Source organism: Bradyrhizobium sp. HKCCYLRH2060, assembly GCF_051168135.1.
Classification (GTDB): domain Bacteria; phylum Pseudomonadota; class Alphaproteobacteria; order Rhizobiales; family Xanthobacteraceae; genus Bradyrhizobium.
In genome coordinates, this window is the sequence record NZ_JBNPUK010000017.1 from 106404 (window position 1) to 128119 (window position 21716).

Annotated in this window: 19 protein-coding genes and 1 tRNA gene; 14 read left to right on the forward strand and 6 right to left on the reverse strand. The window is 64.0% G+C overall.

The features are described from left to right. Positions 1-23 precede the first annotated feature (23 nt). Both ACQR10_RS27305 and ACQR10_RS27310 read right to left on the reverse strand, forming a co-directional pair. Positions 24-959: a cyclase family protein gene (locus ACQR10_RS27305; protein WP_316237460.1), complete on the reverse strand. Its 936-nt coding sequence runs from the start codon at positions 957-959 to the stop codon at positions 24-26. Between the two features lie 226 nt (positions 960-1185). Beyond that, complete coding sequence (locus ACQR10_RS27310) at positions 1186-2076, reverse strand: LysR family transcriptional regulator (RefSeq protein ID WP_434912133.1); 891 nt, start codon at positions 2074-2076, stop codon at positions 1186-1188. Positions 2077-2181: 105 nt separating this feature from the next. On the opposite strand from ACQR10_RS27310, the gene ACQR10_RS27315 reads away from it, so the two are divergent. From ACQR10_RS27315 to ACQR10_RS27360, 10 genes are all read left to right on the forward strand, one after another. Continuing rightward, a complete protein-coding gene (locus ACQR10_RS27315) occupies positions 2182-3168 on the forward strand; it encodes an NAD(P)H-dependent flavin oxidoreductase (RefSeq protein ID WP_316218304.1) in 987 nt (328 codons plus the stop codon). A 9-nt stretch (positions 3169-3177) separates the two neighbouring features. Beyond that, the gene (locus ACQR10_RS27320) at positions 3178-4254 is read left to right on the forward strand and encodes an NAD(P)H-dependent flavin oxidoreductase (RefSeq protein ID WP_315804082.1); all 1077 of its coding nucleotides are present in this window, start codon (positions 3178-3180) and stop codon (positions 4252-4254) included. A 120-nt stretch (positions 4255-4374) separates the two neighbouring features. Next, positions 4375-4662 (forward strand): Asp-tRNA(Asn)/Glu-tRNA(Gln) amidotransferase subunit GatC, encoded by a 288-nt coding sequence (gene gatC / locus ACQR10_RS27325; RefSeq protein WP_315804081.1) that lies wholly within the window; start codon positions 4375-4377, stop codon positions 4660-4662. Between the two features lie 80 nt (positions 4663-4742). After that, positions 4743-4979: a hypothetical protein gene (locus tag ACQR10_RS27330; RefSeq protein WP_315804080.1), complete on the forward strand. Its 237-nt coding sequence runs from the start codon at positions 4743-4745 to the stop codon at positions 4977-4979. Further along, complete coding sequence (gene gatA, locus ACQR10_RS27335; protein ID WP_315804079.1) at positions 4976-6451, forward strand: Asp-tRNA(Asn)/Glu-tRNA(Gln) amidotransferase subunit GatA; 1476 nt, start codon at positions 4976-4978, stop codon at positions 6449-6451. Before ACQR10_RS27330 ends, gatA begins: the two co-directional genes overlap by 4 nt. Next, positions 6442-6738: a hypothetical protein gene (locus ACQR10_RS27340; protein WP_315804078.1), complete on the forward strand. Its 297-nt coding sequence runs from the start codon at positions 6442-6444 to the stop codon at positions 6736-6738. Before gatA ends, ACQR10_RS27340 begins: the two co-directional genes overlap by 10 nt. Before the next feature lie 4 nt (positions 6739-6742). Then, a complete protein-coding gene (gene gatB / locus ACQR10_RS27345) occupies positions 6743-8221 on the forward strand; it encodes an Asp-tRNA(Asn)/Glu-tRNA(Gln) amidotransferase subunit GatB (RefSeq protein ID WP_316218305.1) in 1479 nt (492 codons plus the stop codon). Positions 8222-9615: 1394 nt separating this feature from the next. Next, a complete protein-coding gene (locus ACQR10_RS27350; protein ID WP_315740271.1) occupies positions 9616-9882 on the forward strand; it encodes a hypothetical protein in 267 nt (88 codons plus the stop codon). A 126-nt stretch (positions 9883-10008) separates the two neighbouring features. Further along, on the forward strand, positions 10009-10362 hold the full coding sequence (locus tag ACQR10_RS27355; RefSeq protein ID WP_315804076.1) for a hypothetical protein: 354 nt from the start codon (positions 10009-10011) through the stop codon (positions 10360-10362). A 298-nt stretch (positions 10363-10660) separates the two neighbouring features. Next, positions 10661-11056 carry a tyrosine-type recombinase/integrase gene (locus tag ACQR10_RS27360; protein WP_410051457.1) on the forward strand — a complete coding sequence of 132 codons (396 nt, stop codon included), beginning with the start codon at positions 10661-10663 and terminating at the stop codon, positions 11054-11056. A 21-nt stretch (positions 11057-11077) separates the two neighbouring features. On the opposite strand, the gene ACQR10_RS27365 is transcribed toward ACQR10_RS27360, so the two are convergent. The 3 genes from ACQR10_RS27365 to ACQR10_RS27375 form a co-directional block, all read right to left on the reverse strand. Beyond that, positions 11078-11593, reverse strand: a complete 516-nt coding sequence (locus ACQR10_RS27365) for a hypothetical protein (RefSeq protein ID WP_316218306.1) — start codon at positions 11591-11593, stop codon at positions 11078-11080. An 85-nt stretch (positions 11594-11678) separates the two neighbouring features. Then, the gene (locus ACQR10_RS27370; protein ID WP_316218307.1) at positions 11679-12413 is read right to left on the reverse strand and encodes a hypothetical protein; all 735 of its coding nucleotides are present in this window, start codon (positions 12411-12413) and stop codon (positions 11679-11681) included. A 487-nt stretch (positions 12414-12900) separates the two neighbouring features. Then, a tRNA-Ser gene (locus ACQR10_RS27375) sits at positions 12901-12994 on the reverse strand. 743 nt (positions 12995-13737) lie between these two features. Between ACQR10_RS27375 and ACQR10_RS27380 the strand changes: the two genes are divergently transcribed. Both ACQR10_RS27380 and ACQR10_RS27385 read left to right on the forward strand, forming a co-directional pair. Continuing rightward, the gene (locus tag ACQR10_RS27380; protein ID WP_316218308.1) at positions 13738-15267 is read left to right on the forward strand and encodes a porin; all 1530 of its coding nucleotides are present in this window, start codon (positions 13738-13740) and stop codon (positions 15265-15267) included. A gap of 782 nt (positions 15268-16049) precedes the next feature. After that, positions 16050-16949 carry an alpha/beta hydrolase family protein gene (locus tag ACQR10_RS27385; RefSeq protein WP_316218309.1) on the forward strand — a complete coding sequence of 300 codons (900 nt, stop codon included), beginning with the start codon at positions 16050-16052 and terminating at the stop codon, positions 16947-16949. A gap of 64 nt (positions 16950-17013) precedes the next feature. Here the strand turns inward: ACQR10_RS27385 and ACQR10_RS27390 are convergent, their stop codons facing one another. Beyond that, positions 17014-17535, reverse strand: a complete 522-nt coding sequence (locus ACQR10_RS27390; protein ID WP_315804011.1) for a MarR family winged helix-turn-helix transcriptional regulator — start codon at positions 17533-17535, stop codon at positions 17014-17016. Positions 17536-17935: 400 nt separating this feature from the next. Here ACQR10_RS27390 and ACQR10_RS27395 point away from each other — a divergent pair, with 400 nt between their 5' ends. Then, the gene (locus tag ACQR10_RS27395; protein ID WP_315804010.1) at positions 17936-19465 is read left to right on the forward strand and encodes a porin; all 1530 of its coding nucleotides are present in this window, start codon (positions 17936-17938) and stop codon (positions 19463-19465) included. A gap of 672 nt (positions 19466-20137) precedes the next feature. Next, entirely contained in the window at positions 20138-21667 is a 1530-nt protein-coding gene (locus tag ACQR10_RS27400; RefSeq protein ID WP_316218310.1) for a porin, read from the forward strand. Positions 21668-21716: the final 49 nt, after the last annotated feature.

The window sequence follows — 21716 nt, forward strand, 5'->3', positions numbered from 1 at the left end:
CAAAGCAGATGCGATTCAATGAGCTACCGGATCGCGATCGGGTTGATCATGCCCTGGACGCCGCCGCGCCAGCGCGGCTGGCCCAGGACGAACAGGAACTCGTAGCCCTTGTCCTTGGCGAGCTCAGCGGTGTCCATGTTCTCCAGGATGTAGGTTCCGTTCATCGCGAGCAGGATCTGGTGCACCTCGAACAGGTTGTTGGACTCGAACGGGATCGCCTCCACCGCCCAATTGTCGGCGCCGACGGCGACCACGCCCTTCGAGGTCAGGTATTTCGCGCCTTCGACGCCGAGACCCGGCTCACCGGCGCCGTAGCGCTTGTCGTCCTTGCCGATCAGACCGAGCCAGCCGGTGTGGAAGATCACGATGTCGCCCTGGCGGATTTCGACACCCTGTTTCTTGGCGGCCTCCTCGATCTCCTTGACGTTGAACGCCGTGCCTTCCTTGACCACGTCGGTGTTATAATAGGCGGCCATGTCGAGCAGCACGCCGCGTGCGACCAGCGGCGGCACCTTCTCGATGCCGAGCTTCTTCAGGCCGGTCGGATCGGCGAAGTCGAGCAGCTTGTTGCCGTTGTAATAGACGTGCTCGACGCCGAGATGGCCGAGACCGTCAATCTGGCTGCCGACACCGACCCAGCCTTCGACGATGTCGTCATTGTAGGTCGCCTTGTTGGGCCCGAGTCCGGGAATGCCCGCCTGTCCCGGCTGCACCACCGTGATTTTGAACGAGCGCGGCGGGTAGGCGGGGGTCTTGGAGTCGATGATCATGCCGAGCGGATAGGTCTTGCCGGTCTTCACCAGCGAGGCGGCTTTGACCACGAGCTCCGGCGTGATGTAGTTGGCGGCGCCGATCTCGTCGTTCGGCCCCCACTTCGATTTCGTCCAGTCCTGGGCTTGGGCCGTCCCGATCGCACCCATCATGGCAATCGAGCAGCCCAACACGAACGCGTTGCGCATCGCATTTCCTCCGACATGTTGATGTTTGTTGTTTTCGCGCTGGCCAGCGCTGCATCCTAACGTAGTGCAGGGCTGCCGGACAAAATGTTTTCGGATGCGTGCGCTGCACAGCGCCCGAACGTCGCATCGGTCGAAATGGCAGTGTTTTGCGGAGGTGGCGTTGATTCCGTGCTGTGGAATGTGTCTTGTGGCTGGGACGCCTGTGCACAATCTCTGGGCGAACGTCTTACGCCGCGATGTCGTGATCCCGGCAGCCGAGGCCTTCCATGAAGGCCGACAGCGCACTGCTGCGATGCGCCGCGCGGCGGTGGATGAAGAGCGTCTCGACCTGCGCATGGGACGGATCGAGTGTGTGCAGCCCGACGCTGCCGCTCATCGCGTGCCGCGTCACCACCGCGCGCGGCAGCAGCGCGACGCCCATGCCGGCGGCGACGCAGCCGATCATGCCGTCGAGGGTGCCGAGCTCGATCCGGGACGCGGCGGGCCAGCCGAAATCGTTGAACACCTGCTCCAGCCGCTGCCGGTAGGTGCAGCCGGTCCTGAACACCAGCGCGGTCGGTCCCGACGCCGCGGTCACCGCGCGTAAGGCGGACAGGCTTTCGAAGCGCCGGGCCGTCACCAGCACCAGCTCTTCCTCGAACGCGACGACGCCGGCGAGATCGGGATGGTCGATCGGACCGGCGACGAAGGCACCATCGAGAGTGCCGTCGAGCAAGCTCGCGACGAGATCGGCGGTCGGCGCCGTGCGCAGGCTGAGGGCGACGGCGGGAAAGCGGCGATGGAAGTCGGCGAGCCGCGTCGGCAGGCGCACCGCGGCGGTCGTCTCCATCGAGCCGATCATCAGCGGCCCCTGCGGCTCGCCGTCGTCACGCGCGGCGAGAACCGCTTCGCGCGACAGCGCCGCGATGCGATCGGCGTAGGGCAGCAGGCGCTGTCCGGCGCCGGTCAGGGTCATGCCGCGGCTGTGGCGTTCGAACAACGCGGTGCCGATCTCGGCTTCCAGCGCCTTGATCCGCTGCGTGACGTTGGACTGGACCGTGTTGAGCACCTCCGCGGCGCGCGTGATGCCGCCGGCGCGCGCCACCGCGGCAAAGGTCTGCAGGTCGCTCAGTTCCACGGCCGCTCTCCGTTTTGAATCTGCGATGGCAGAGTTCTCAACTATTCATTTTCAGAGAATGCTACCCGCGCCTAATGTCCGCGTCCAGAGCGCAGGAGAGTCTTCATGCCGCTGAGAACCGCGCTGACGGAGAGGCTCGGCATCGATCATCCGATCCTGCTGGCGCCGATGGATGTGATTGCCGATGCGCGGCTGGTGCGCGCCGTCAGCGGTGCCGGCGGTTTCGGCATTCTCGGCGGCGGCTATGGCAACCGCGCTTGGCTCATGCAGGAGACAGCGAAGCTCGATGGCCTGCGTGCGCCGTTCGGCATCGGCTTCATCACCTGGTCGCTGGCGAAGCAGCCGGAGTTGCTCGAGATCGCGCTTGCGGCCAAGCCCACCGCCGTGATGCTGTCGTTCGGTGATCCCCGGCGCTTTGCACCGGCGATCAAGCAGGCGGGCGCGCGCTTGATCTGCCAGGTGCAGGACGAGGCCATGGCCGAGCAGGCGATCGCGGCCGGCGCCGATGTCCTGATCGCGCAAGGAACCGAAGCAGGCGGCCATGGCGCCTCGCGGACCACGCTCGACATCGTGCCGGCCATCATCGATCTCGCAGCCGGTCGCGTGCCAGTGGCCGCCGCCGGTGGTCTCGCCGATGGCCGCGGTCTTGCCGCGATGCTCACGCTCGGCGCCGATGGCGTGCTGCTCGGCACGCGCTTCTATGCCAGCCAGGAAGCTGCCGGTGCAGACGAAGCCAAGCGCCGCATATGCGCGGCAAAATCAGGCGAGACCGTGCGCGGCATCGTCTTCGACCTGTCGCGCAACAATGTCTGGCCGGCGCCGTTTACCGGACGCTGCCTGGTCAACGACCATGCGCGGCGCTGGATAGCGCGCGAGGTCGAGCTGCTGCAGCAGGTCGAGCGCGTGTCGGCCGACTATGTGAAGGCGAGGGCGGAAGGCAATTTCGACATCGCCGCGGTCATTGCCGGCGAGGCGGTCGGCCTGATCCATGATATCCCGCCGGCCGCCGAGATCGTCGCGCGCATCGTCGATGAGGCCGAGCAGATCCTGCAAGGGCGGCGCAACTCGTCCGCCGTCTTCGCCAAGCAATAGGAGCAAATCATGTGGCCCGACCGCCGCTTCCTGGATCTCGTCAAGACCGAGCACCCGATCGTGCTCGCGCCGATGGCCGGCGTGATGGACGCCGATCTCGTCATCGCGGTGGCGCAAGGCGGCGGGCTCGGCTCGCTGCCCTGCGCGATGCTCTCGGCGGACAAGGCCCGCGAGCAGGTCAACATCATCCGCCAGCGCGTCTCGGCGCCGATCAATGTGAACTTCTTCTGCCACACGCCCGTCGAGGCCGACGCGGCACGTGAGGCCGGGTGGAAGAAGCGGCTCGGCGCATATTATCAAGAGTACGGCGTTGATCCCGACGCTCCGGTCCCGGCCGCGAACCGTGCGCCGTTCGATGCCGCGATGTGCGCCGTCGTCGAGGAGTTGAAGCCGGAGATCATCAGCTTCCATTTTGGCCTGCCCGAGCCGTCGCTGCTGGCCCGCGTGAAGGCGACAGGCGCGGTCGTGATGGCGTCCGCGACCGTGGTGCGCGAGGCGGTGTGGCTGGAGCGGAACGGCGCCGACGTCATCATCGCGCAAGGTGCGGAAGCGGGCGGCCATCGCGGCATGTTCCTGACCGACAAGCTCGCCGAGCAGGTCGGGACGTTTGCGCTGGTGCCGCAGATCGTCGATGCGGTTGATGTCCCGGTGATCGCGGCGGGCGGCATCGCCGATGCGCGCGGCATCGCCGCGGCGTTCGCGCTCGGCGCCTCCGGCGTGCAGATCGGCAGCGCCTATCTGCGCTGCCCCGAATCCAAGGTCAGCGTGCTGGCGCGTGCCGCGCTTGCCGCCGCCGATGACGAATCCACCGTTATTACCAACGTGATGACCGGCCGGCTCGCGCGCGGCGTCGCCAACCGGGTGATGCGCGAGGTCGGGCCGATCTCGCCGGACGCGCCGGCGTTTCCTCATGCCGCGACCGCGCTCGGCCCGCTCAAGGCGGCCGCGGAGAAGCAGGGCAAGGTCGATTTCACCAATCTCTGGGCCGGGCAGGCGCTGCCGCTCGGCCGCGAGCTGCCGGGGGCCGAGCTGACGCGGACGCTGGCCGAACAGGCGCTGGCGCGGCTTGCGAAGCTGGCGGGCTGACGCCAAAGGCGGCGTCACGGGCGGGGCGGTGCCCTGGGAAAGTCCGGAGGCTGCCGGTTGCGGCGCGAAAGCCGGCTCTGCTATAGGGCGGGTTCACTGTTTCCCGTGAGGCCCTATATAATGTCGGTCGATGCCGCCACCGTCCGCAAGATCGCGCAATTGGCGCGGATCGCTGTCACTGACGCCGAGGTCCCGCATCTGCAGGGCGAGCTCAATGCGATGCTGGCCTTCGTCGAGCAGCTCTCGGAGGTCAATGTCGAGGGCGTCGAGCCGATGACCTCGGTGACCCCGATGGCGATGAAGAAGCGCCAGGACGTCGTCACCGACGGCGACATCGCCGACGACATCGTCAAGAACGCGCCCATGACCGAGAACAACTTCTTTCTCGTGCCGAAGGTCGTGGAATAGCCAGGTGGAATAGCCGAGGCAGGTCCGCGCGCCCGTCGCGCGTGATCCGCTCCTTCAAACCGACAAGCGAGCCAACGCCGATGTGCCTGCTCTGCGACGATGAAGCGGCCTACAAGGCCTATATGGACTATCTCGACGCCATGGAGCGGCAGGGCAAGGCCGCCGACCCGGACAAGGCCGTCAACGAGATCCTCGACCAGCTCGAAGCGGCCGCCAATACCAAGAAAGCCTCCCCTGCGAAGAACAAGTTCTTCGCGGACGACGCCGCCGACGACAAGACGCTCTCCCCGTTCTTCTGCAGCCCGATCAACAAATGACCGATTTGACTTCGCTGACGCTCGCCGAGGCCCGCAAGGGTCTCGCGAGCAAGACCTTCACGTCGCTCGAGCTGACCGACGCCCATCTCAAGGCGATCGAGGAGGCGCGGGCGCTCAATGCCTTCGTGATGGAGACGCCGGACCAGGCGCGCGCGATGGCGCGCGACGCCGACGCCAAGATCACCAAGGGTGAGGGCGGGCCGCTGGCCGGCATTCCGCTCGGGATCAAGGACCTGTTCGCCACCAAGGACGTCCGTACCACCGCGTGCTCGAAGATCCTCGGCAACTTCGTCCCGACCTACGAGTCGACCGTGACCTCGCAGCTGTGGCGCGACGGCGCCGTCATGCTCGGCAAGCTCAACAATGACGAGTTCGCGATGGGCTCGTCCAACGAGACCTCGTGCTTCGGCCCGGTCGGCAATCCCTGGCGCCGCGAGGGCTCCAACACCACGCTGGTGCCGGGCGGCTCGTCCGGCGGCTCGGCGTCGGCGGTGGCTGCGCTCTTGTGCATGGGCGCGACCGCGACCGACACCGGCGGCTCGATCCGCCAGCCCGCAGCGTTCACCGCCACCGTCGGCATCAAGCCGACCTACGGCCGCTGCTCGCGCTGGGGCATCGTCGCCTTCGCCTCCTCGCTCGACCAGGCCGGCCCGATCGCGCGTTCGACCCGCGATGCGGCGATCCTGTTGCGCTCGATGGCCGGCCACGACCCGAAGGACACCACCTCGGTCGACATCCCCGTGCCGGACTACGAGGCCGCGATCGGCAAGTCCGTGAAGGGCATGAAGATCGGCATCCCCAAGGAGTATCGGCTCGACGGCATGCCGGCCGAGATCGAAAAGCTCTGGAGCGAGGGCGCGGCCTGGCTGAAGGCGGCCGGCGCCGAGCTGGTCGAGGTGTCGCTGCCGCACACCAAATACGCGCTGCCGGCCTATTACATCGTGGCGCCAGCGGAGGCGTCCTCGAACCTCGCCCGCTACGACGGCGTCCGCTACGGCCTGCGGGTGCCTGGCAAGTCCATCGGCGAGCTGTACGAGAACACCCGCGCCGAGGGCTTCGGGCCCGAGGTGCGCCGCCGCGTCATGATCGGCACCTATGTGCTGTCGGCCGGCTACTACGACGCCTATTACATCCGGGCGCAGAGGGTTCGGACCCTGATCAAGAGGGATTTCGAGGACTGCTTCGCCAAGGGCGTGAACGCGATCCTGACGCCGGCGACGCCGTCGGCCGCGTTCGGCATCGGCGAGAAGGGCGGCGCCGATCCGGTCGAGATGTATCTGAACGACATATTCACGGTGACCGTGAACATGGCCGGCCTGCCGGGCATCGCGGTGCCCGCCGGCAAGGACAGTCAGGGCCTGCCGCTCGGGCTGCAGCTGATCGGCCGCCCGTTCGACGAGGAGACGCTGTTCTCTCTCGGCGAGGTCATCGAGCAGGCGGCGGGGCGCTTCACGCCGGTCCGGTGGTGGTAGGCGTCGCCGATTTCAGGACGAGCCTCGCGGGCGATGCGCCCGCGGCCGAACTGTCGCCTGTGCTGAGCGGCCTGTGGTGGCTGGCGAAGGGCGACTGGGACCGGGCGCACAAGATCATTCAGGACGAGTCCGGCCGCGACGCGGCCTGGGCGCACGCGCATCTGCATCGCGTCGAGGGCGACCTCGGCAATGCCGGCTACTGGTATCGCCAGGCCGGGCAGCCGGTCGCGAAAGATGCGTTGGATATCGAATTCGAGCGGATCGTCTCCGCACTGCTTGGGAGTTAGAGCCATGACGGCAACCAGCGGCAAGCTGATGAAGGGTGCCACCGGCGACTGGGAGGTCGTGATCGGCATGGAGATCCATGCCCAGGTCACCTCGAAGTCGAAACTGTTCTCGGGCGCCTCGACCGCGTTCGGCGGCGATCCCAACACCCACGTCTCGCTGGTCGACGTGGCGATGCCCGGCATGCTGCCGGTGATCAACGAGGAATGCGTGCGCCAGGCCGTGCGCACCGGGCTCGGGCTGAACGCCAAGATCAACCTGCGCTCGGTGTTCGACCGCAAGAACTATTTCTACCCCGACCTGCCGCAGGGCTACCAGATCAGCCAGTACAAGGACCCGATCGTGGGCGAGGGCGAGATCACGGTCGAGCTCGACAGCGGCAAGACCGCAACCATCGGCATCGAGCGCCTGCACATCGAGCAGGACCCCGGCAAGATGCTGCACGACCAGTCGCCGTCGCTGTCCTATATCGATTTCAACCGCTGCGGCGTGGCGCTGATGGAGATCGTCTCCAAGCCTGACATCCGCGACGCCGAGCAGGCCAAGGCCTACGTGACCAAGCTGCGCTCGATCATGCGCTATCTCGGCACCTGCGACGGCGACATGGAGAAGGGATCCTTGCGCGCCGACGTCAACGTCTCCGTGCGCAAGCCGGGCGGGCCGCTCGGCACCCGCTGCGAGATCAAGAACATCAACTCGATCAGCTTCATCGGCCAGGCGGTCGAGGCCGAGGCGCGGCGCCAGATCGAGATCATCGAGGACGGCGGCACGATCGAGCAGGAGACCCGCCGGTTCGATCCCGACAAGGGGGAGACGCGCTCGATGCGCTCCAAGGAGGAGGCGCATGATTACCGTTACTTCCCGGACCCGGACCTGCTGCCGCTGGAGTTCTCGCAGTCCTTCGTCGACGAGCTGAAGGCGGCGCTGCCGGAGCTGCCGGACCAGAAGAAGGCGCGCTTCATCGCGGATTTCGGCCTGTCGCCCTACGACGCCTCCGTGCTGGTCGCCGAGCGCGAGAGCGCTGCGTTCTACGAGGCCGTCCTGGAGGCGCTGTCCGACCGGGCGCGCGACGGCAAGCTCGCCGCCAACTGGGTGATCAACGAGCTGTTCGGCCGGCTGAACAAGGAAGGCCGTGACATCGCGTCGTCGCCCGTCTCGGCTTCTCAGCTCGCGGCGATCGTCGCGCTGATCGGCGAGGGCACGATCTCCGGCAAGATCGCCAAGGACCTGTTCGAGATCGTCTGGAGCGAGGGCGGCGATCCGCGTGAGCTGGTCGAGAGCCGCGGCATGAAGCAGGTCACCGACCTCGGCGCCATCGAGAAGGTGGTCGACGAGATCATCGCCGCCAATCCGGACAAGGTCGCGCAGGCGAAGGCGAAGCCGCAACTCGCCGGCTGGTTCGTCGGTCAGGTGATGAAGTCGTCGGGCGGCAAGGCCAATCCGCAGGCGGTGAACGATCTCCTGAAGAGCAAGCTCGGCATCTGAAACGACGGTCGCTCGTCTTCGTTCCGGCGGCGCGCACGAGGGTGCGCGCCGTTTTGTTTTGGCGCCGCGGTCCGGCGAATCGCCGCGTGCGATTCGCAAAAAAGCCACCATTGCCGAGCGTTCGAACGCAGACGAGGGCGTGTGCAATGAAAATTTTTTCGTTGCCAAAATTTACGACTCAGAGTCCGCGCGTTGCTCTCGCGGTGCGAGTCTGCACGCCGACACGCCGGCGTCGCCGCGTGCGACGTGCCGTTCAGTCGCTCAGAAAAATACTTGCAGCACAGGCTTTTTGCGCAATCGCGATTAGTTGCGATCGCGGCCTTGCGCAGAGAGACGTTTGGATTTTCGCGATCGATCGACGCGCTGCTTCGCGCGTTGCGCCAGCCGCGTGCGCGCGCGCCTGTCAACACTTCCTTAAGCCGGAAGCTGTTTTTTTTCACTCGTTGGTGTATCGATGAGGAGTGCAGCTCGATTCCCGAGTGCACGCATCGACTAAGCCATCTCACATCGGAGGGCAACATGGCCAAGAAAGCGAAGAAGGCGAAGAAGGCAGTGAAGAAGGTCGCGAAGACTGCGGCGAAGAAGACTGCCAAGAAGACCAAGAAGGTCGCCAAGAAGAAGTAACTCTCGCAGTCCTCTGCGAGATGAGTCCGGCAGCTGATGCCGGCACGTCGTTGGAACGTTAGGTCTGCATGGCTCCTCGAGAGCCGGGCGGATCTCCTGAAGCTCCAACAGACGATAGAGGGTGTCGGCGAGACATCAGGTCAACGGTCGGATCGAACTCGAGAGCGGCTTCGCTCGCGGTGCGGTCCGGCAGAAGAAACAGGATTTCTTCGTTCGGTGCAGATCGCGTTTCCGGTCTGCAATCTCACGAGCGGCTATCAGCCAGAGTGGGATCTGATCCTGACGTGTTCGCCGACGCCCTCGATCCCTGAGCACCGCGCCCTTGGCGACTGTGTGCCTCCAACCTCCCCATAGACGAACAGCATCATCAGCAGCTCGGCGCAGGCGTGCCCGCGCTGCGCAATCTCCCGCACGTGCTGTCGAGACGTGTCCAGTCGCGATGCGGCTGTTGACCAGCGGCGTGGTGCGCTTCGCGCCAGCGCGGTGAGGCGCTTTCGCGGATGGTTATGAGTTTGCCAAACAGAACGGTAAACCGCTCTTTGCCGAGTTGAAGAATCCATTTCGAATCAATGCATTGAACCCGGCCCGGGAAAATGCGGGGTTCCGCGTTCAGGGCTCGTTCAGCACGATGTTTAAACTGCCTTTCAAACTTGATCGGTCATCCTTCGCGCATAAGCCGCGAGACGGCATGGGGATAACCAGGCGTTGAACAGCTGGACGGGGGCGTGCTCGGGTGACCAGCCGCCTCCTCGAAGCGAAGGAGAGCGACGATGTTTCAGGGACAACTCAATTTCGATGACGTGACCACCGCGGAGCAGGGCGCCAGCGGCGATGTGCTGTTCGAGCTCGGCATGCTCTATGCGAGCGGTCGCGACGGTGCGGTCGATCTGATCGCCGCGCACAAATGGTTCAATCTCGCCGCCCTCAGGGGCCGCGTCGATGCCGTGGCCATGCGCCGCGAGGTCGCCGAGCAGATGTCGGACGCCGAGATCGCGACCGCGCAGCGCGAGGCGCGCGCCTGGATGACCGCGCACTGAGCGAGCCAAGCCGCGGCTTGGCGGATCTCGCCCGATCGCTCATTCTCGTCGGAAGCGGGCCTCGTCGCGCGCCCATAAATCTCCTATCTGTCGTTCGGTGTGACGCAGACAAGCGGGATTGACGGCATGGGCCAGGCACGGCGACAGGCGCGGCGGCAAGAGCTGATCGACTGCCATGACTGCGGCAGCGGCGTTTCCTTCAGCGCAGTGGCGTGCCCGCATTGTGGATCGACCGAGCCGGCCGGGCCTGCGGTGCAAAGCCGGCGCGAATTGAAGCGTCTGCGGGTCGAGGCCCATAATGACCGCCGCCTCGTCGTGGTGACCGCCCTCTGTGCCGGTCTCGGCGCCATCTATGGTGCCGCGATGGGAGCAGGAGGCGCAGCGTCATGGTGGGCTGCGCTCGGCTATGGGTTCGTCGGCACCATCATCGGCGTGCCCGCCGCCTTCGTGATCAACATCAGCCGTGGCTTGTTCGATTGAACCGCGCGGGATCGAGCGGCAACCGTGATCACGACGGCCATGCTCCGTTGCGATCCGGCAGGTGCGTGAACGGCTCGGCTTTGATGCGGATGATCAGGGGGGAGGGGCCTGTTGGCCGCACCCAAGGGTGGCTGGCGGAGACGGAGGAGTTTCCCGCATGTTTGCCCCTGTCCGTGGGTGTCCGATAACTCGTTGTGGGTAGAACGTTTTTCTGATTTGATCGTCCCTCATTGGCTGTGGTCGTCTGCCCAGATCCGGATTTCTGGTCTGGGTACAGGGGCGGGTAGGAGCGGATCGCATGGCGGGCGGAACGTTGACGGCGCTCAAGGTCGCCAAGGCGAAGAAGCCCGGCATGTACGGCGGAGGGGGCGCCGCCCTTTCGAACATGGCCATGCTCGAGCTGCTGCAGGGCATGGGCTTCGGCGAAGACGTGACCGTCCACGGCTTCCGGTCGACCTTCAAAGACTGGTGCTGGGAGCAGACCGGCTATCCAAATCAGATGTCGGAAATGGCTCTGGCACACTCGGTTTCGGATAAGGTAGAGGCGGCCTACCGCCGCGGTGACATGCGGGAGAAGCGTCGACGGCTGATGGCCGACTGGGCGGCATATTGCGAAAGCCCTTCACTGAGTCGAGGAGCGCCTAACCCAGCTTCGCTAGATGCGCGCTATCCTGGAGGGGGCGCACGCATCTAGTTTCTGATGTTTTTCCAGCTTCTATTTGCCGAACGCGTCCGGCACCGTGACCGAAATCACGACCGGAGGGGGCGGTTGCCGGCGCTCTGGCGGGGTCCAGCGCCCAACTGCGTCCACTCTAATGCGCGTGATCGACGGTTCGTCCGAGCCGAGATCGACGTCGTCCAGATGAACCTCCGTCACCTGGTGTCGAAGCGTAAGCTCTTGGCGGTCGATCCGAACATATTGGCTGACCGTCTTGATCTCGCGGTCGCCGGCAAGAAACGTCAGTATGAACGTGCCGTCCGTTTTGCTGCCCCGCTGACCATTCTCGGCCCGCAGATCGATCGAGAACTTGCCATTGCCCTTCGGCGTCACAGTAAACGTGGCGTAGTGCTGGCTGGTGTTTGGGATATCTGAGCCGAGCCGGATTGTCTTGGTGTGATCAGGCCAGTTGGCAAAGTTGGGGCTCGGCATATTGGCAGACGCCGGGGCAATCATGTTCAACGCGAGAGTTGCAGCGGAGGCGGCTGCCAGCAGCAAGGTTGCGTATCTCATTTGAGGGCTCCAAGTATGGGCAACATTGCCCGCCCTCTCGACTACAGTCAGCATCACGACGTGACATTGGAAAAAACTGTATAGATCATCGATGAGATAGTTGCCGGCTTTTGGCAGTCGGCCTGGTCGGAAACTCGGAACCAAAGTTGTAGGTCACAAAGCCAACTCGGATACCTATGGTGACGGTGATGGCAAGTTCAGCGCCCTTCATTGATCCCTTTGCTCTTAAGTTCACGTCCATAACGACGCAGGCGTACTCCACCCTGGTCTTCGCAACTTGGTCAAACTCGGCGCGAGACAACTCGTAGGGACGGTACTGAATCGTCGTGAAGAAGGTTTGCGTGTTGCGGAGGCGAGCCTCAGCATGTTCTTGAAGGATCTGCTTGAGCTTCTCGGTCGGCAGAATCGGTACGTTTCGCCCCAGTTTTGGGCCTCTCTCGACCAGACCCTCTCGGATCGCCAGCTCCAGGCGCTTATGTGCTGTGGTGTAAGTGTCGGCGTTCAGTGCTTCGATAGCGTCGCCTACGAAGAACGGCATGCCCTCTCTTTCGGCAGCCAGCACTTGGAGGAGCATTTTCGTTGTATCAGCGTAGGGAAAATTGCTGCACTGCCGAATTCGGTGGTCGAAATCTTCAATGGAGTTAGAGCAAAGGAGCGACCACGCCTGCATAGCGGCAGACTCGTCGACTTCGGCGGTGAATTCTAGGAGCAAACTTCCATGGGCGTCGCTACGGAACGCTAAGGGTCCCAGAGATCCAGCTTTGGTTTCAGAATGGCGCACGACCACCGAAAAGCGCCGAGGCTCGATATCGAGACGCATGGATGAATCTCCTGCGCCACAAATCTCCTGCTACACGATTGGTTCCGCGAAGCGTCCGTGAATTCGCGGCCACCGCACACAAGAACCTTCATTGGCGCGAACTCCTGTCCGGACGGTCTTTGCAGTGCAGTCGACGCGGTCCCGTTGACGAGATCGGAAGCGTGCTTTTGCGTTGATTGCGAAGGCGGCCGGCCGAGATTTGCCTATGCAGACCATCCGGTCACTGGCAGCCAGCGACGAGGATCTTGTTTGCAATCTTCTCGACGCGGCTGGTCGAGCACCGCGCCGGCCAGCGAGGTCCGGACCTCGAAGCTGGAGGAGCCGTCCCGGATCAGGCGGACGAGGGTCCGGGTGCGCATGGTGTACCGTGAACGGACTGCAAACAGACTGTGCCGGGTTTTGTATCGGTGGAAACCGCACCGATCCGCGCCATCTGCGGAGCGCTTCCGGCCGGCTCGATCGATGCCAAGTGATTGAAAAAATTGGCTGGCGGAGACGGAGGGATTCGAACCCTCGATAGGGCTTTACAACCCTATAACGGTTTAGCAAACCGCCGCCTTCAGCCACTCGGCCACGTCTCCGGCGACGGTCGGTATGCCCGACGCCGCGCTGAGCCGCAAGCGGCAGATTGCATGCGGTTTCGAAATCCTCACAGGGCCGCGGCTTCGCCGGACCGGTGCGGGCGGTGGTCTTCACCTTCGGCTCATCGATCCGGGCTGGACCTGCCGTTTGATCGGCCGCGGTACGCGTCGAAGTCGACGGGCGGTGCGAGCCCCCTCGATGATCCCTGACGCGGGGGACCCCTAATATAGAGGGTCGTCGGCAAAGGCGGCCGGTGGCAGGGGCGCAGACGGCATTGTCGTCCGGCCCGATTCTCGTTCAGCGCGTGGCTGGATTCACGCCCCCGGCGCCTGACTTGGGGCGGGTTCCGGGCGGGCGAGTGCTCGCGGCCTTAAGCACCTCAAATTGCGTTGTGACAAAACGACAACATAAACAGCGACTTAGGTGTTCCCGCAGAACCACGGTTCCGTGCCTTTTGTGCAACACCGGTCCGAAAAGGCGCCGCTTGGGCGCCGCAATGATGGTTCCTTTGTTGCGTGTGCAAAGGCCTTCGGTAATTCTGCTCGCACGACGAAGGGGGGCATCCCGACGTCGTCCCGTTTAGGTCGTTCGCTCAAGTCCCTCGCGTTCATGCGGGTGTGTCCGATAGCGCGAAGCGGCTGAGCGACGGGTCGAAGAGGGATAACGGGTCCAACCCCAAGGGTGTCTCTCACCCAGCGGAGGCGGAACCTTCCCTGACTGAGCAACTTGGAGGTTTAACATTATGAACACGATCAAGAGCCTTGTCCTGGGCTCGGCGGCCGCTCTCGTCGCCATGTCCGGGGCTCAGGCAGCTGACCTTCCGATCAAGGCCAAGGCGGTCGAATATGTGAAGGTCTGCTCGCTTTACGGCGCTGGCTTCTACTACATCCCCGGCACCGACACCTGCATCAAGCTGGGCGGTTACCTGCGTGCTGAAACGTCGTTCGCCAGCAACGGCCAGTACAACAACGCGGTCAACGGCGTTGCCGGCGGCATGAACCGCCAGAGCAACTACTACTACAGCCGCGCTCGTCAGGACCTCAACATCGACACGCGCACCGCGACCGAGTACGGCGTGGTCCGCACCTTTGCTGACCTGACGTTCACCTGGACCAGCGGCACCTACGCTGGCTCGGGCTCGGCGACCGGCGCGACTGCCTACTCGACGGCTGGCGCTCCTGGCGCTCAGGCCGACGGCAACATCGCTCAGGGCGGCATTGGCGTGTACTACGCCTTCATCCAGTTCGCCGGCTTCACGATGGGTAAGGCCGTGTCGCAGTTCGACGCGCCCTGGACCAACTATCCGGGCAACAACTTCGACGGCCTGTGGGGCGGCGGCGGCACCGTGACCGGTGTCAACCAGTTCACCTACACCGCCGACTTCGGCTCGGGCATCACTGCGGCGATCTCGGCGCAGGACGCGAGCCAGTACTACACCACGAACATGTGGAACGTGTCGGGCATCACCGCGGCCGGCATCATCGGCGGCTCGTATGGCACCAACAACTTCGGTGGCAACGTGTCTCCGGACATCGTCGGCATGGTTCGTGTCGACCAGGCTTGGGGTCTGTTCCAGGCGTCGTTCGCGGCGCATGACAACCACACCGGCTACTACGGCGCCACCGAGCTCACCGGTCACCCGGCTGATAAGTGGGGCTGGGCTGCTCAGCTGGCCCTGTCGATCAAGAACATCCCGACCGGCCCCGGCGACACCATCAACATCCAGGGCGTCTACACCAACGGTGCGAGCCGCTACAACGCTCAGAGCCTGGTGCCGACCACCTACGCAATGTACGGCGGCAGCAGCACGGCTGGTGTCTACGGCACGCTCGGCTTCGCTGGCGTCAGCGACTCGGTCTTCGTGACCGGCGGTGAGCAGCAGCTGACCACGACCTACGGCTTCCGTGGTGCTTACACCCACAACTGGAACCCGGCTTGGAACACCGCGATCTACGGTTCGTGGGCTGCCGTGTCCTACAACAACACTGCCAAGGGCCTGATCTGCGGCAGCGCGGCGATGGCTGGTCTGGCGGGCGCAGGGTTCACCTGCAACCCCGACTTCAACATCTCCTCGCTGGGCTTGATCACCCGCTGGACCCCGGTCAAGAACCTGACCTTCTCGGCCGACGTGGCCTGGACCAACCTCGACCAGAAGTACTCGGGCAACATTGTTTCCCCGGCTACGACCACGACTTCCAAGCCGGCTGCGGTCTATCAGCTCAAGGACCAGAACTCGGTGTCCTTGCTGCTCCGCGCTCAGCGCAACTTCTGATCCTGATCGTCTGATCGGGTTCAAGAGCCCCCGGCAGGAAACTGCCGGGGGTTTTTGCTTGTGTGCGGGCGCTCATTCCGGAGTGACTCCGGGTCCGGTGCGCTCGAGAAGCGATCGATGCCAGATCGATGGATCGAGCCAATTGAGCAGAGCTTCGATTGCCTGTAGCTCGAAAGTCGCATTCGTTTCAGTAGGTTGGCTGCACGCTGGTATTTTTTTAAAAAATGGTGTTGAAAACAGATGAGTTGATAAGCTAATTTTCTCATGCCTGAGTAATCATTCGTCCTCGTGAGGACGACACCGCAGACGCAAGACGACGATCATACGATGTTAGACTCCAGGAAGCCTCCGGCGATGCCCCGCCGGAGGCTTTTTCACATCGGGATCTCCTCGGCACCCAAGATCTGACGTTGCCTCTCGATTGCAGAGCCTCAGCGTGATCTCCGTAGGCGCGTGCCATCAGCGCATACATCCATCGCCTCACCAAAAATCGTTGTGCATCGGCTTGACCGGGAAATGCCGGATGGTCACCATGACCGCCAGATGACGGGGCCACACCGTCACGCCAGTGAGGAATGAGTCCAAAGATGAGTTCGGAAGGCTCTGTGGGAGTGCTGCGTCCGTGGTCCGAGCAAGACGATCTGGCGGGCGCCATCACGCGGCTGCTGGAGGCGCGGCCGGAAGGCTGCGCGGATCTTGCGGAATGTCTGGCGGTTGCGCAGCGGATCGACGCCAGCGACGACGAGTCCTGGTATCGCGAGTGGATGCAATGCGCGGACGCCATGAAGGCTGCCGCCGCCGACGCCATGAGCAGCGGCCGTCCCGAGCTGGCGTTTCGCAAATGGTCGCGAGCAGTGGATTGTTATGAGGCTGCGGCCTGTCCGTTCAGCAGCTCACGTTCCCGCCAGGACGTCGTGCTGTCCCGCATGCGCGAATGTGCGCGCGAATTCCTGCGCTGTGCCGATCCGCAGGGAGAGGTCGTCACAATCCACTGGCGCGCCGACTATCCGCTCGAAGCCTATTTCCTGCCGGCGCGTGGCGAGGCGGGCAGGGCGCCCACCGTCATCTGCATCGGTGAGCCCGGCCGTCGCAAGGAAACGTCGCTGTTCAAGCTTGCGGCCCGTGCGGAGCAGCGCGGCTTGGCGCTGCTGGTGGTCGATCTGCTGGGCAGCGGACCGGACTGCCGCTTCGAGGAGATCGTCGGCCGTCGCGATCTCGAATCAGCCATCGCGAGCGTGACGGACTACGTAACGTCCCGCGATGACGTGGACGAAGGCCGGATCGCGATTCTGGCCGATGACTGGAGTTCGTCCTTCGTCGCGCGCGGCATCGCACTCGATCCGCGTTATGCTGCGGCGGTCTGCGACGCCGGCTTGTGGGATATTCACGAGCGTGTCTTCCTGTCGCGCCGACCCGGTGCGTGTGAGCGGGGCAGGCCGCCGATCGCGACGGAAGGGCTGGCGGCGCGGCAGATCATGTGTCCGCTGCTGGTGACGGTGCCGGAGCGTGGCTGGCTTCGAGCCGACATCGCAACCCGGCTGATCGCGCAGATCAAGCGCGAGCACCCGGATATCACTCTGAAGATCGTCTCCAGCGCGGGCGCCGATTGGCTCGAAGCCGATGCCTTCGTCTTTGACTGGATCGCCAGGCGCCTGGCGGGGTCTCAGCGGCCTCCTGGCTGATGCGACCGCATATCTGGGCCCGCTGCCTGTAAGAGGCGATTGGGCCGTGGTCGCCTCGGGGGCCTCAGAGCCCCATCGTGAGTCGCGCGCTGGCCTTCTCGAAACGGTCCTTGAGGCCAGCCAGCTTGTCCGTGAACGTCGCCAGCTCGCGAGCGTCGAATTCCTCGAAGATGAAGCTGAAGATCTGCGCCTGCTGGGCTTCCAGCTCGGCGAACTGCTCCGATGTCTTGGTGGTGAGCGACATCCGGACCACGCGTGCATCGTTGGGGGCGGGCTTGCGTTCCATGAAGCCCTTCTTCTCCAGCAGCTTCGACTGCGTCGTGACGAACGAAGGGTCGACGTGCAGCCGCTTGGCCGCCGCATTCACGGCGACTCCCTCGCCTTGATCCAGCTCGGAGATCGCCATCAGGATCATCCATTGCGGGCCACTGATGCCGATTCGCTTGGCCCAGAAGTACCTCAGCTCCTCCAGATGGACGTTGATCGTGGAGATCTCCCTGGCGAAGCGAAGAATGGCGTCGCGATTCTTCGGCAGATGTTCGGCAGTCTGCGGTTGCGCGTCCGCTTCCACAGGTGCGGCAGACATGTTCTTCAAGGGCGCCATTGCTCAGGAGTTCCAGTACGAAGCTCGACCCTAAAGAAAAAAAATCCGCAACAAAATCACTTATCTAGGAGGACATGCGCCGTCCCCCGTGCGCTGCACAACAAGCTGCCATTGTGTTGCCCTCAAGACACATTTCGGCTTCATTCAATTACCTGACTGCATAAACTATTTTGCTTACCGAATGAGCGAAGGCATAGTTCCTGGCGACGGTGGGGGGTTACTCGATCGTCCCGTGACAGGTGGTTCGCTTAAGTCCCTCGCGTGATGCGGGTGTGTCCGATGGCGCGAAGCGGCTGAAGCGGTTTTTCGGGAGCAGAGGAAGCGGATCGTCCTGGGGGATCTTGGTCCGGTTCTTTCTCAAAAGAGCAACTTGGAGGTTTAAATGAAGACGGTTAAGAGCCTTGTCCTCGGCTCGGCGGCAGTTCTGCTCGCCATGTCCGCGGCTCAGGCGGCCGACCTTCCGATCAAGGCCAAAGCGGTCGAGTATGTGAAGGTTTGCTCCCTGTATGGTGCGGGCTTCTACTACATCCCCGGCACCGACACCTGCATCAAGCTCGGTGGCTATCTCCGTGCTGAAACGGCGATCGGCACGAACAGCGACTTCAACGGCACGTACAGCGGCCAGGGTGGTGCGCATAACCGCCTGAGCAACTACTACACGGCCCGCGCTCGTCAGGACATCAACATCGACACGCGCACGGCGACCGAGTACGGCGTGGTCCGTACCTTCGCTGACCTGACCTTCAGCTGGACCTCCGGCGGCTATGCCGGCACGGGTTCGGCCACCGGTGCGACCGCTTACTCGACCGCTGGTGCGCCGGGCGCACAGGCCGACGGCAATATCGCGCAGGGCTCGGTCGGCGTGTACTATGCCTTCATCCAGTTCGCCGGCTTCACCATGGGTAAGGCCGTGTCGCAGTTCGACACGCCCTGGGTCAACTATCCGGGCAACAACTTCGACGGTCTCGCCGGCGGCGGCGGCACGGTCACCGGCGTCAATCAGTTCAGCTACACTGCTGACTTCGGCTCCGGCATCACGGCCTCGGTCTCGGCTCAGGATGCGAGCGCCTACTACCAGAACAACCTCTGGAACGTGGCGGGTTCGACGGCGGCTGGCGTGATCGGTGGTGCTTACGGCACCAGCAACTACGGTGGCAACGTCTCTCCGGACTTCGTCGGCATGGTCCGTGTCGACCAGGCCTGGGGTCTGTTCCAGGCGTCGTTCGCGGCGCATGACAACCACGTCGCTTACTACGGCGCGTCCGAGACCTCCGGCCACCCGGCCGACAAGTGGGGCTGGGCGGCTCAGCTGGCCCTGTCGATCAAGAACATCCCGACCGGACCTGGCGACACGATCAACGTGCAGGGCGTCTACACCAACGGTGCGAGCCGCTACAACATCCAGAGCCTGATGCCGAACAACTACGCGATGTACGGCAGCACGGGTCTGGCTGGCGCCTACCAGAGCATCGGCTTTGCCGGTGTGGGCGACTCGGTCTTCACGACCGGTGGTGAGCAGCAGCTGACCACGACCTACGGTATGCGCGGTGCGTACACCCACAACTGGAATCCGGCCTGGAACACTGCGATCTACGGGTCGTGGGCTGCCGTCCGCTACAATGGCACGGCCAAGGGCCTGATCTGCACCAGCCCGGGCGTTGTCGCGGCCTTCAACGCGGGTTCGACCTGTAATCCGGACTTCGATCTGGCCACCCTCGGCTTGATCACGCGCTGGACCCCGGTCAAGAATCTGACCTTCTCGGCTGACTTCGCCTACTCCTGGCTCGACCAGAAGCACTCCGGTTCGGTCACCGCTCCGGCTGCTGCTGCTGTCGCGAAGCCGGCCGCGGTGTACGAGCTGAAGGATCAGCAGTCGGCTGTGCTGCTGCTCCGCGCTCAGCGCAACTTCTGATCCAGATCGTCTGACGACGGTTTGACGAACCCCCGGCAGGCAACTGCCGGGGGTTTTTCTTTGCCTCGCCAGCGCGTGCTCCAGCGCCGAGATCCGCATTCCTCGCCGCTCCGCTCTGTCGCTGACAAACATGCTGCAGACCCGCCCGAGAACCACACCGCGCGGCCACGCGACGGAGTGCGATCTGGATGGAATTTCGCGACCGCCTCGTGGCCATCCGGCTCAAACATACGTGAGAGGCGGTCGGCGGGCGCTCGGTTCGACCGCACGTTTGAGCCAAGCTTGGCCTGCGTGATCCCGGGCAGGCAAGGGCCCGTGTCACGATCGCCGGGATGACAGAGCCAGAAAATTGGAGCCTCGCGCTCGCCGCGCTTCTCGACGCGCGTCCTGCTGCATTCCCGCCACGAGCGCGACACGCATTCGGCGGCGAAAGTCTTCCCTGACACATTACTCTTGGGGATCTGGCGACCGTGTGCCGTGCCGCGGCCGCGCCACATGCGTGATCCGGCCGGTCACGAGAATGGTCCGATAAAGCACCAACTCTGCCTCGCGATCGTTCCCACTGCAACGCTATGCGCGAGCACTGTGGTGCAGCTGGAGACGGGCTGACCGTTGGGGCGGTCGTTCGATGTCGAGCCGGGCCGGTCTGAACTGAGCAATTTGGAGGTTAGTATGAAGACTGTGAGGAGCCTTGTTCTGGGCTCAGGGGCGGCGTTGCTCGCCATGGGTGGGGCTCAGGCCGCCGACCTTCCGATCAAGGCCAAAGCGGTCGAGTATGTCAGGGTCTGCTCGATGTACGGCGCCGGATTTTTCTACATTCCGGGTACCGACACCTGCATCAAGCTCGGCGGCTACCTGCGTGCCGAGGCCGGCTTCGGTACGAATACGATCTTCCAGAATGCCGTGAACGGCGTCGCCGGCGGGCGAAATCGTCTCAGCAACTACTACACGACGCGTTCGCGTGCCGACCTCAACATCGACACCCGCACCGCGACCGAATATGGCGTCGTGCGCACCTTCTTCGACGGTGTCTTCCAGTGGACCGGGGGCAGCTATGCCGGGACCGGCTCCCCCACGGGCGCAACCGCCTATTCGACGGCGGGCGCGCCTGGAGCGCAGGCTGACGGCAACATCGCGCAAGGCGGGATCGGCGTCTTCTATGCCTTCATCCAGTTCGCCGGCTTCACCATGGGTAAGGCCGTGTCGCAGTTCGACGCACCCTGGGCCAACTACCCCGGCAACAATTTCGACGGTCTGACCGGCGGCGGCGGCACCATCACCGGCGTCAACCAGTTCACCTATACCGCGGACTTCGGCTCGGGCATCACGGCCGCGATCTCGGCCCAGGATGCGACGCAGTATTCGCAGTCGCAGATCTGGAATACGGCGGGACAGACGGCCGCTGGCGTGCTCACCGGCAGCTATGGTACGTCGAATTTCGGCGGCAACGTCGCGCCCGACATCGTCGGCATGGTGCGCGTCGATCAGGCCTGGGGCCTGTTCCAGGCGTCCTTCGCGGCGCACGACAACCACGCCGCCTTCTTCGGTGCCAACGAGACGACCGGGCATCCCGCCGACAAATGGGGCTACGCCGGTCAGCTCGCCCTGTCGATCAAGAATATCCCGACCGGCGCCGGCGACACCATCAATCTGCAGGGCGTCTACACCAACGGTGCCAGCCGCTACAACTTCCAGAGCCTCGCGCCGATCAACTACGCGATGTACGGCGGCAGCAACATGGCCGGCGCTTTCCAGAGCCTGGGCTTCGCGGGCGTGTCGGATTCGGTGTTCGGGGCGAATACCCAGCAGCAGCTGACGACGACCTACGGCGTCCGCGGCGCCTTCACCCACAACTGGGATCCGGCTTGGAACACCGCGGTGTACGGCTCATGGAGCGCCGTGCGCTATAATGCGACAGCGAAGGGCCTGATCTGCAACGGTGCGGGCATGGTCGCTCTCGGCATCGTCGGTGCGAACTGCAACCCGGACTTCAACATCTCGACCCTGGGTGTGATCACGCGCTGGACGCCGGTCAAGAATTTGACCTTCTCGGCTGACGTCGCCTGGACCCGGCTGGATCAGAAGTTCGCGGGCGTCGCCAATGCGCCGGCGGTTGCGGCGGTTGCCAAACCGGCCACGACCTATCAGCTGAAGGACCAGGATTCGGTCTCGCTGCTGCTGCGCGCTCAGCGCAACTGGTGATGAGCGGCGAATAGGGAGTAGCGAATAGCGATTGACGACGATCCGATGT

What these genes read in the sequence shown, in the direction of transcription:
- ACQR10_RS27350 (WP_315740271.1), top strand. Translation starts at nt 9,616, where the DNA reads ATGTTTCAGGGACAACTCAATTTCGATGACGTGACCACCGCGGAGCAG.
- ACQR10_RS27365 (WP_316218306.1), bottom strand. Translation starts at nt 11,593, where the DNA reads ATGAGATACGCAACCTTGCTGCTGGCAGCCGCCTCCGCTGCAACTCTC.
- gatC (WP_315804081.1), top strand. Translation starts at nt 4,375, where the DNA reads ATGTCGGTCGATGCCGCCACCGTCCGCAAGATCGCGCAATTGGCGCGG.
- gatA (WP_315804079.1), top strand. Translation starts at nt 4,976, where the DNA reads ATGACCGATTTGACTTCGCTGACGCTCGCCGAGGCCCGCAAGGGTCTC.
- gatB (WP_316218305.1), top strand. Translation starts at nt 6,743, where the DNA reads ATGACGGCAACCAGCGGCAAGCTGATGAAGGGTGCCACCGGCGACTGG.
- ACQR10_RS27385 (WP_316218309.1), top strand. Translation starts at nt 16,050, where the DNA reads ATGAAGGCTGCCGCCGCCGACGCCATGAGCAGCGGCCGTCCCGAGCTG.
- ACQR10_RS27390 (WP_315804011.1), bottom strand. Translation starts at nt 17,535, where the DNA reads ATGTCTGCCGCACCTGTGGAAGCGGACGCGCAACCGCAGACTGCCGAA.
- ACQR10_RS27380 (WP_316218308.1), top strand. Translation starts at nt 13,738, where the DNA reads ATGAACACGATCAAGAGCCTTGTCCTGGGCTCGGCGGCCGCTCTCGTC.
- ACQR10_RS27305 (WP_316237460.1), bottom strand. Translation starts at nt 959, where the DNA reads ATGCGCAACGCGTTCGTGTTGGGCTGCTCGATTGCCATGATGGGTGCG.
- ACQR10_RS27315 (WP_316218304.1), top strand. Translation starts at nt 2,182, where the DNA reads ATGCCGCTGAGAACCGCGCTGACGGAGAGGCTCGGCATCGATCATCCG.
- ACQR10_RS27395 (WP_315804010.1), top strand. Translation starts at nt 17,936, where the DNA reads ATGAAGACGGTTAAGAGCCTTGTCCTCGGCTCGGCGGCAGTTCTGCTC.
- ACQR10_RS27320 (WP_315804082.1), top strand. Translation starts at nt 3,178, where the DNA reads ATGTGGCCCGACCGCCGCTTCCTGGATCTCGTCAAGACCGAGCACCCG.
- ACQR10_RS27330 (WP_315804080.1), top strand. Translation starts at nt 4,743, where the DNA reads ATGTGCCTGCTCTGCGACGATGAAGCGGCCTACAAGGCCTATATGGAC.
- ACQR10_RS27400 (WP_316218310.1), top strand. Translation starts at nt 20,138, where the DNA reads ATGAAGACTGTGAGGAGCCTTGTTCTGGGCTCAGGGGCGGCGTTGCTC.
- ACQR10_RS27370 (WP_316218307.1), bottom strand. Translation starts at nt 12,413, where the DNA reads ATGCGTCTCGATATCGAGCCTCGGCGCTTTTCGGTGGTCGTGCGCCAT.
- ACQR10_RS27360 (WP_410051457.1), top strand. Translation starts at nt 10,661, where the DNA reads ATGGCGGGCGGAACGTTGACGGCGCTCAAGGTCGCCAAGGCGAAGAAG.
- ACQR10_RS27355 (WP_315804076.1), top strand. Translation starts at nt 10,009, where the DNA reads ATGGGCCAGGCACGGCGACAGGCGCGGCGGCAAGAGCTGATCGACTGC.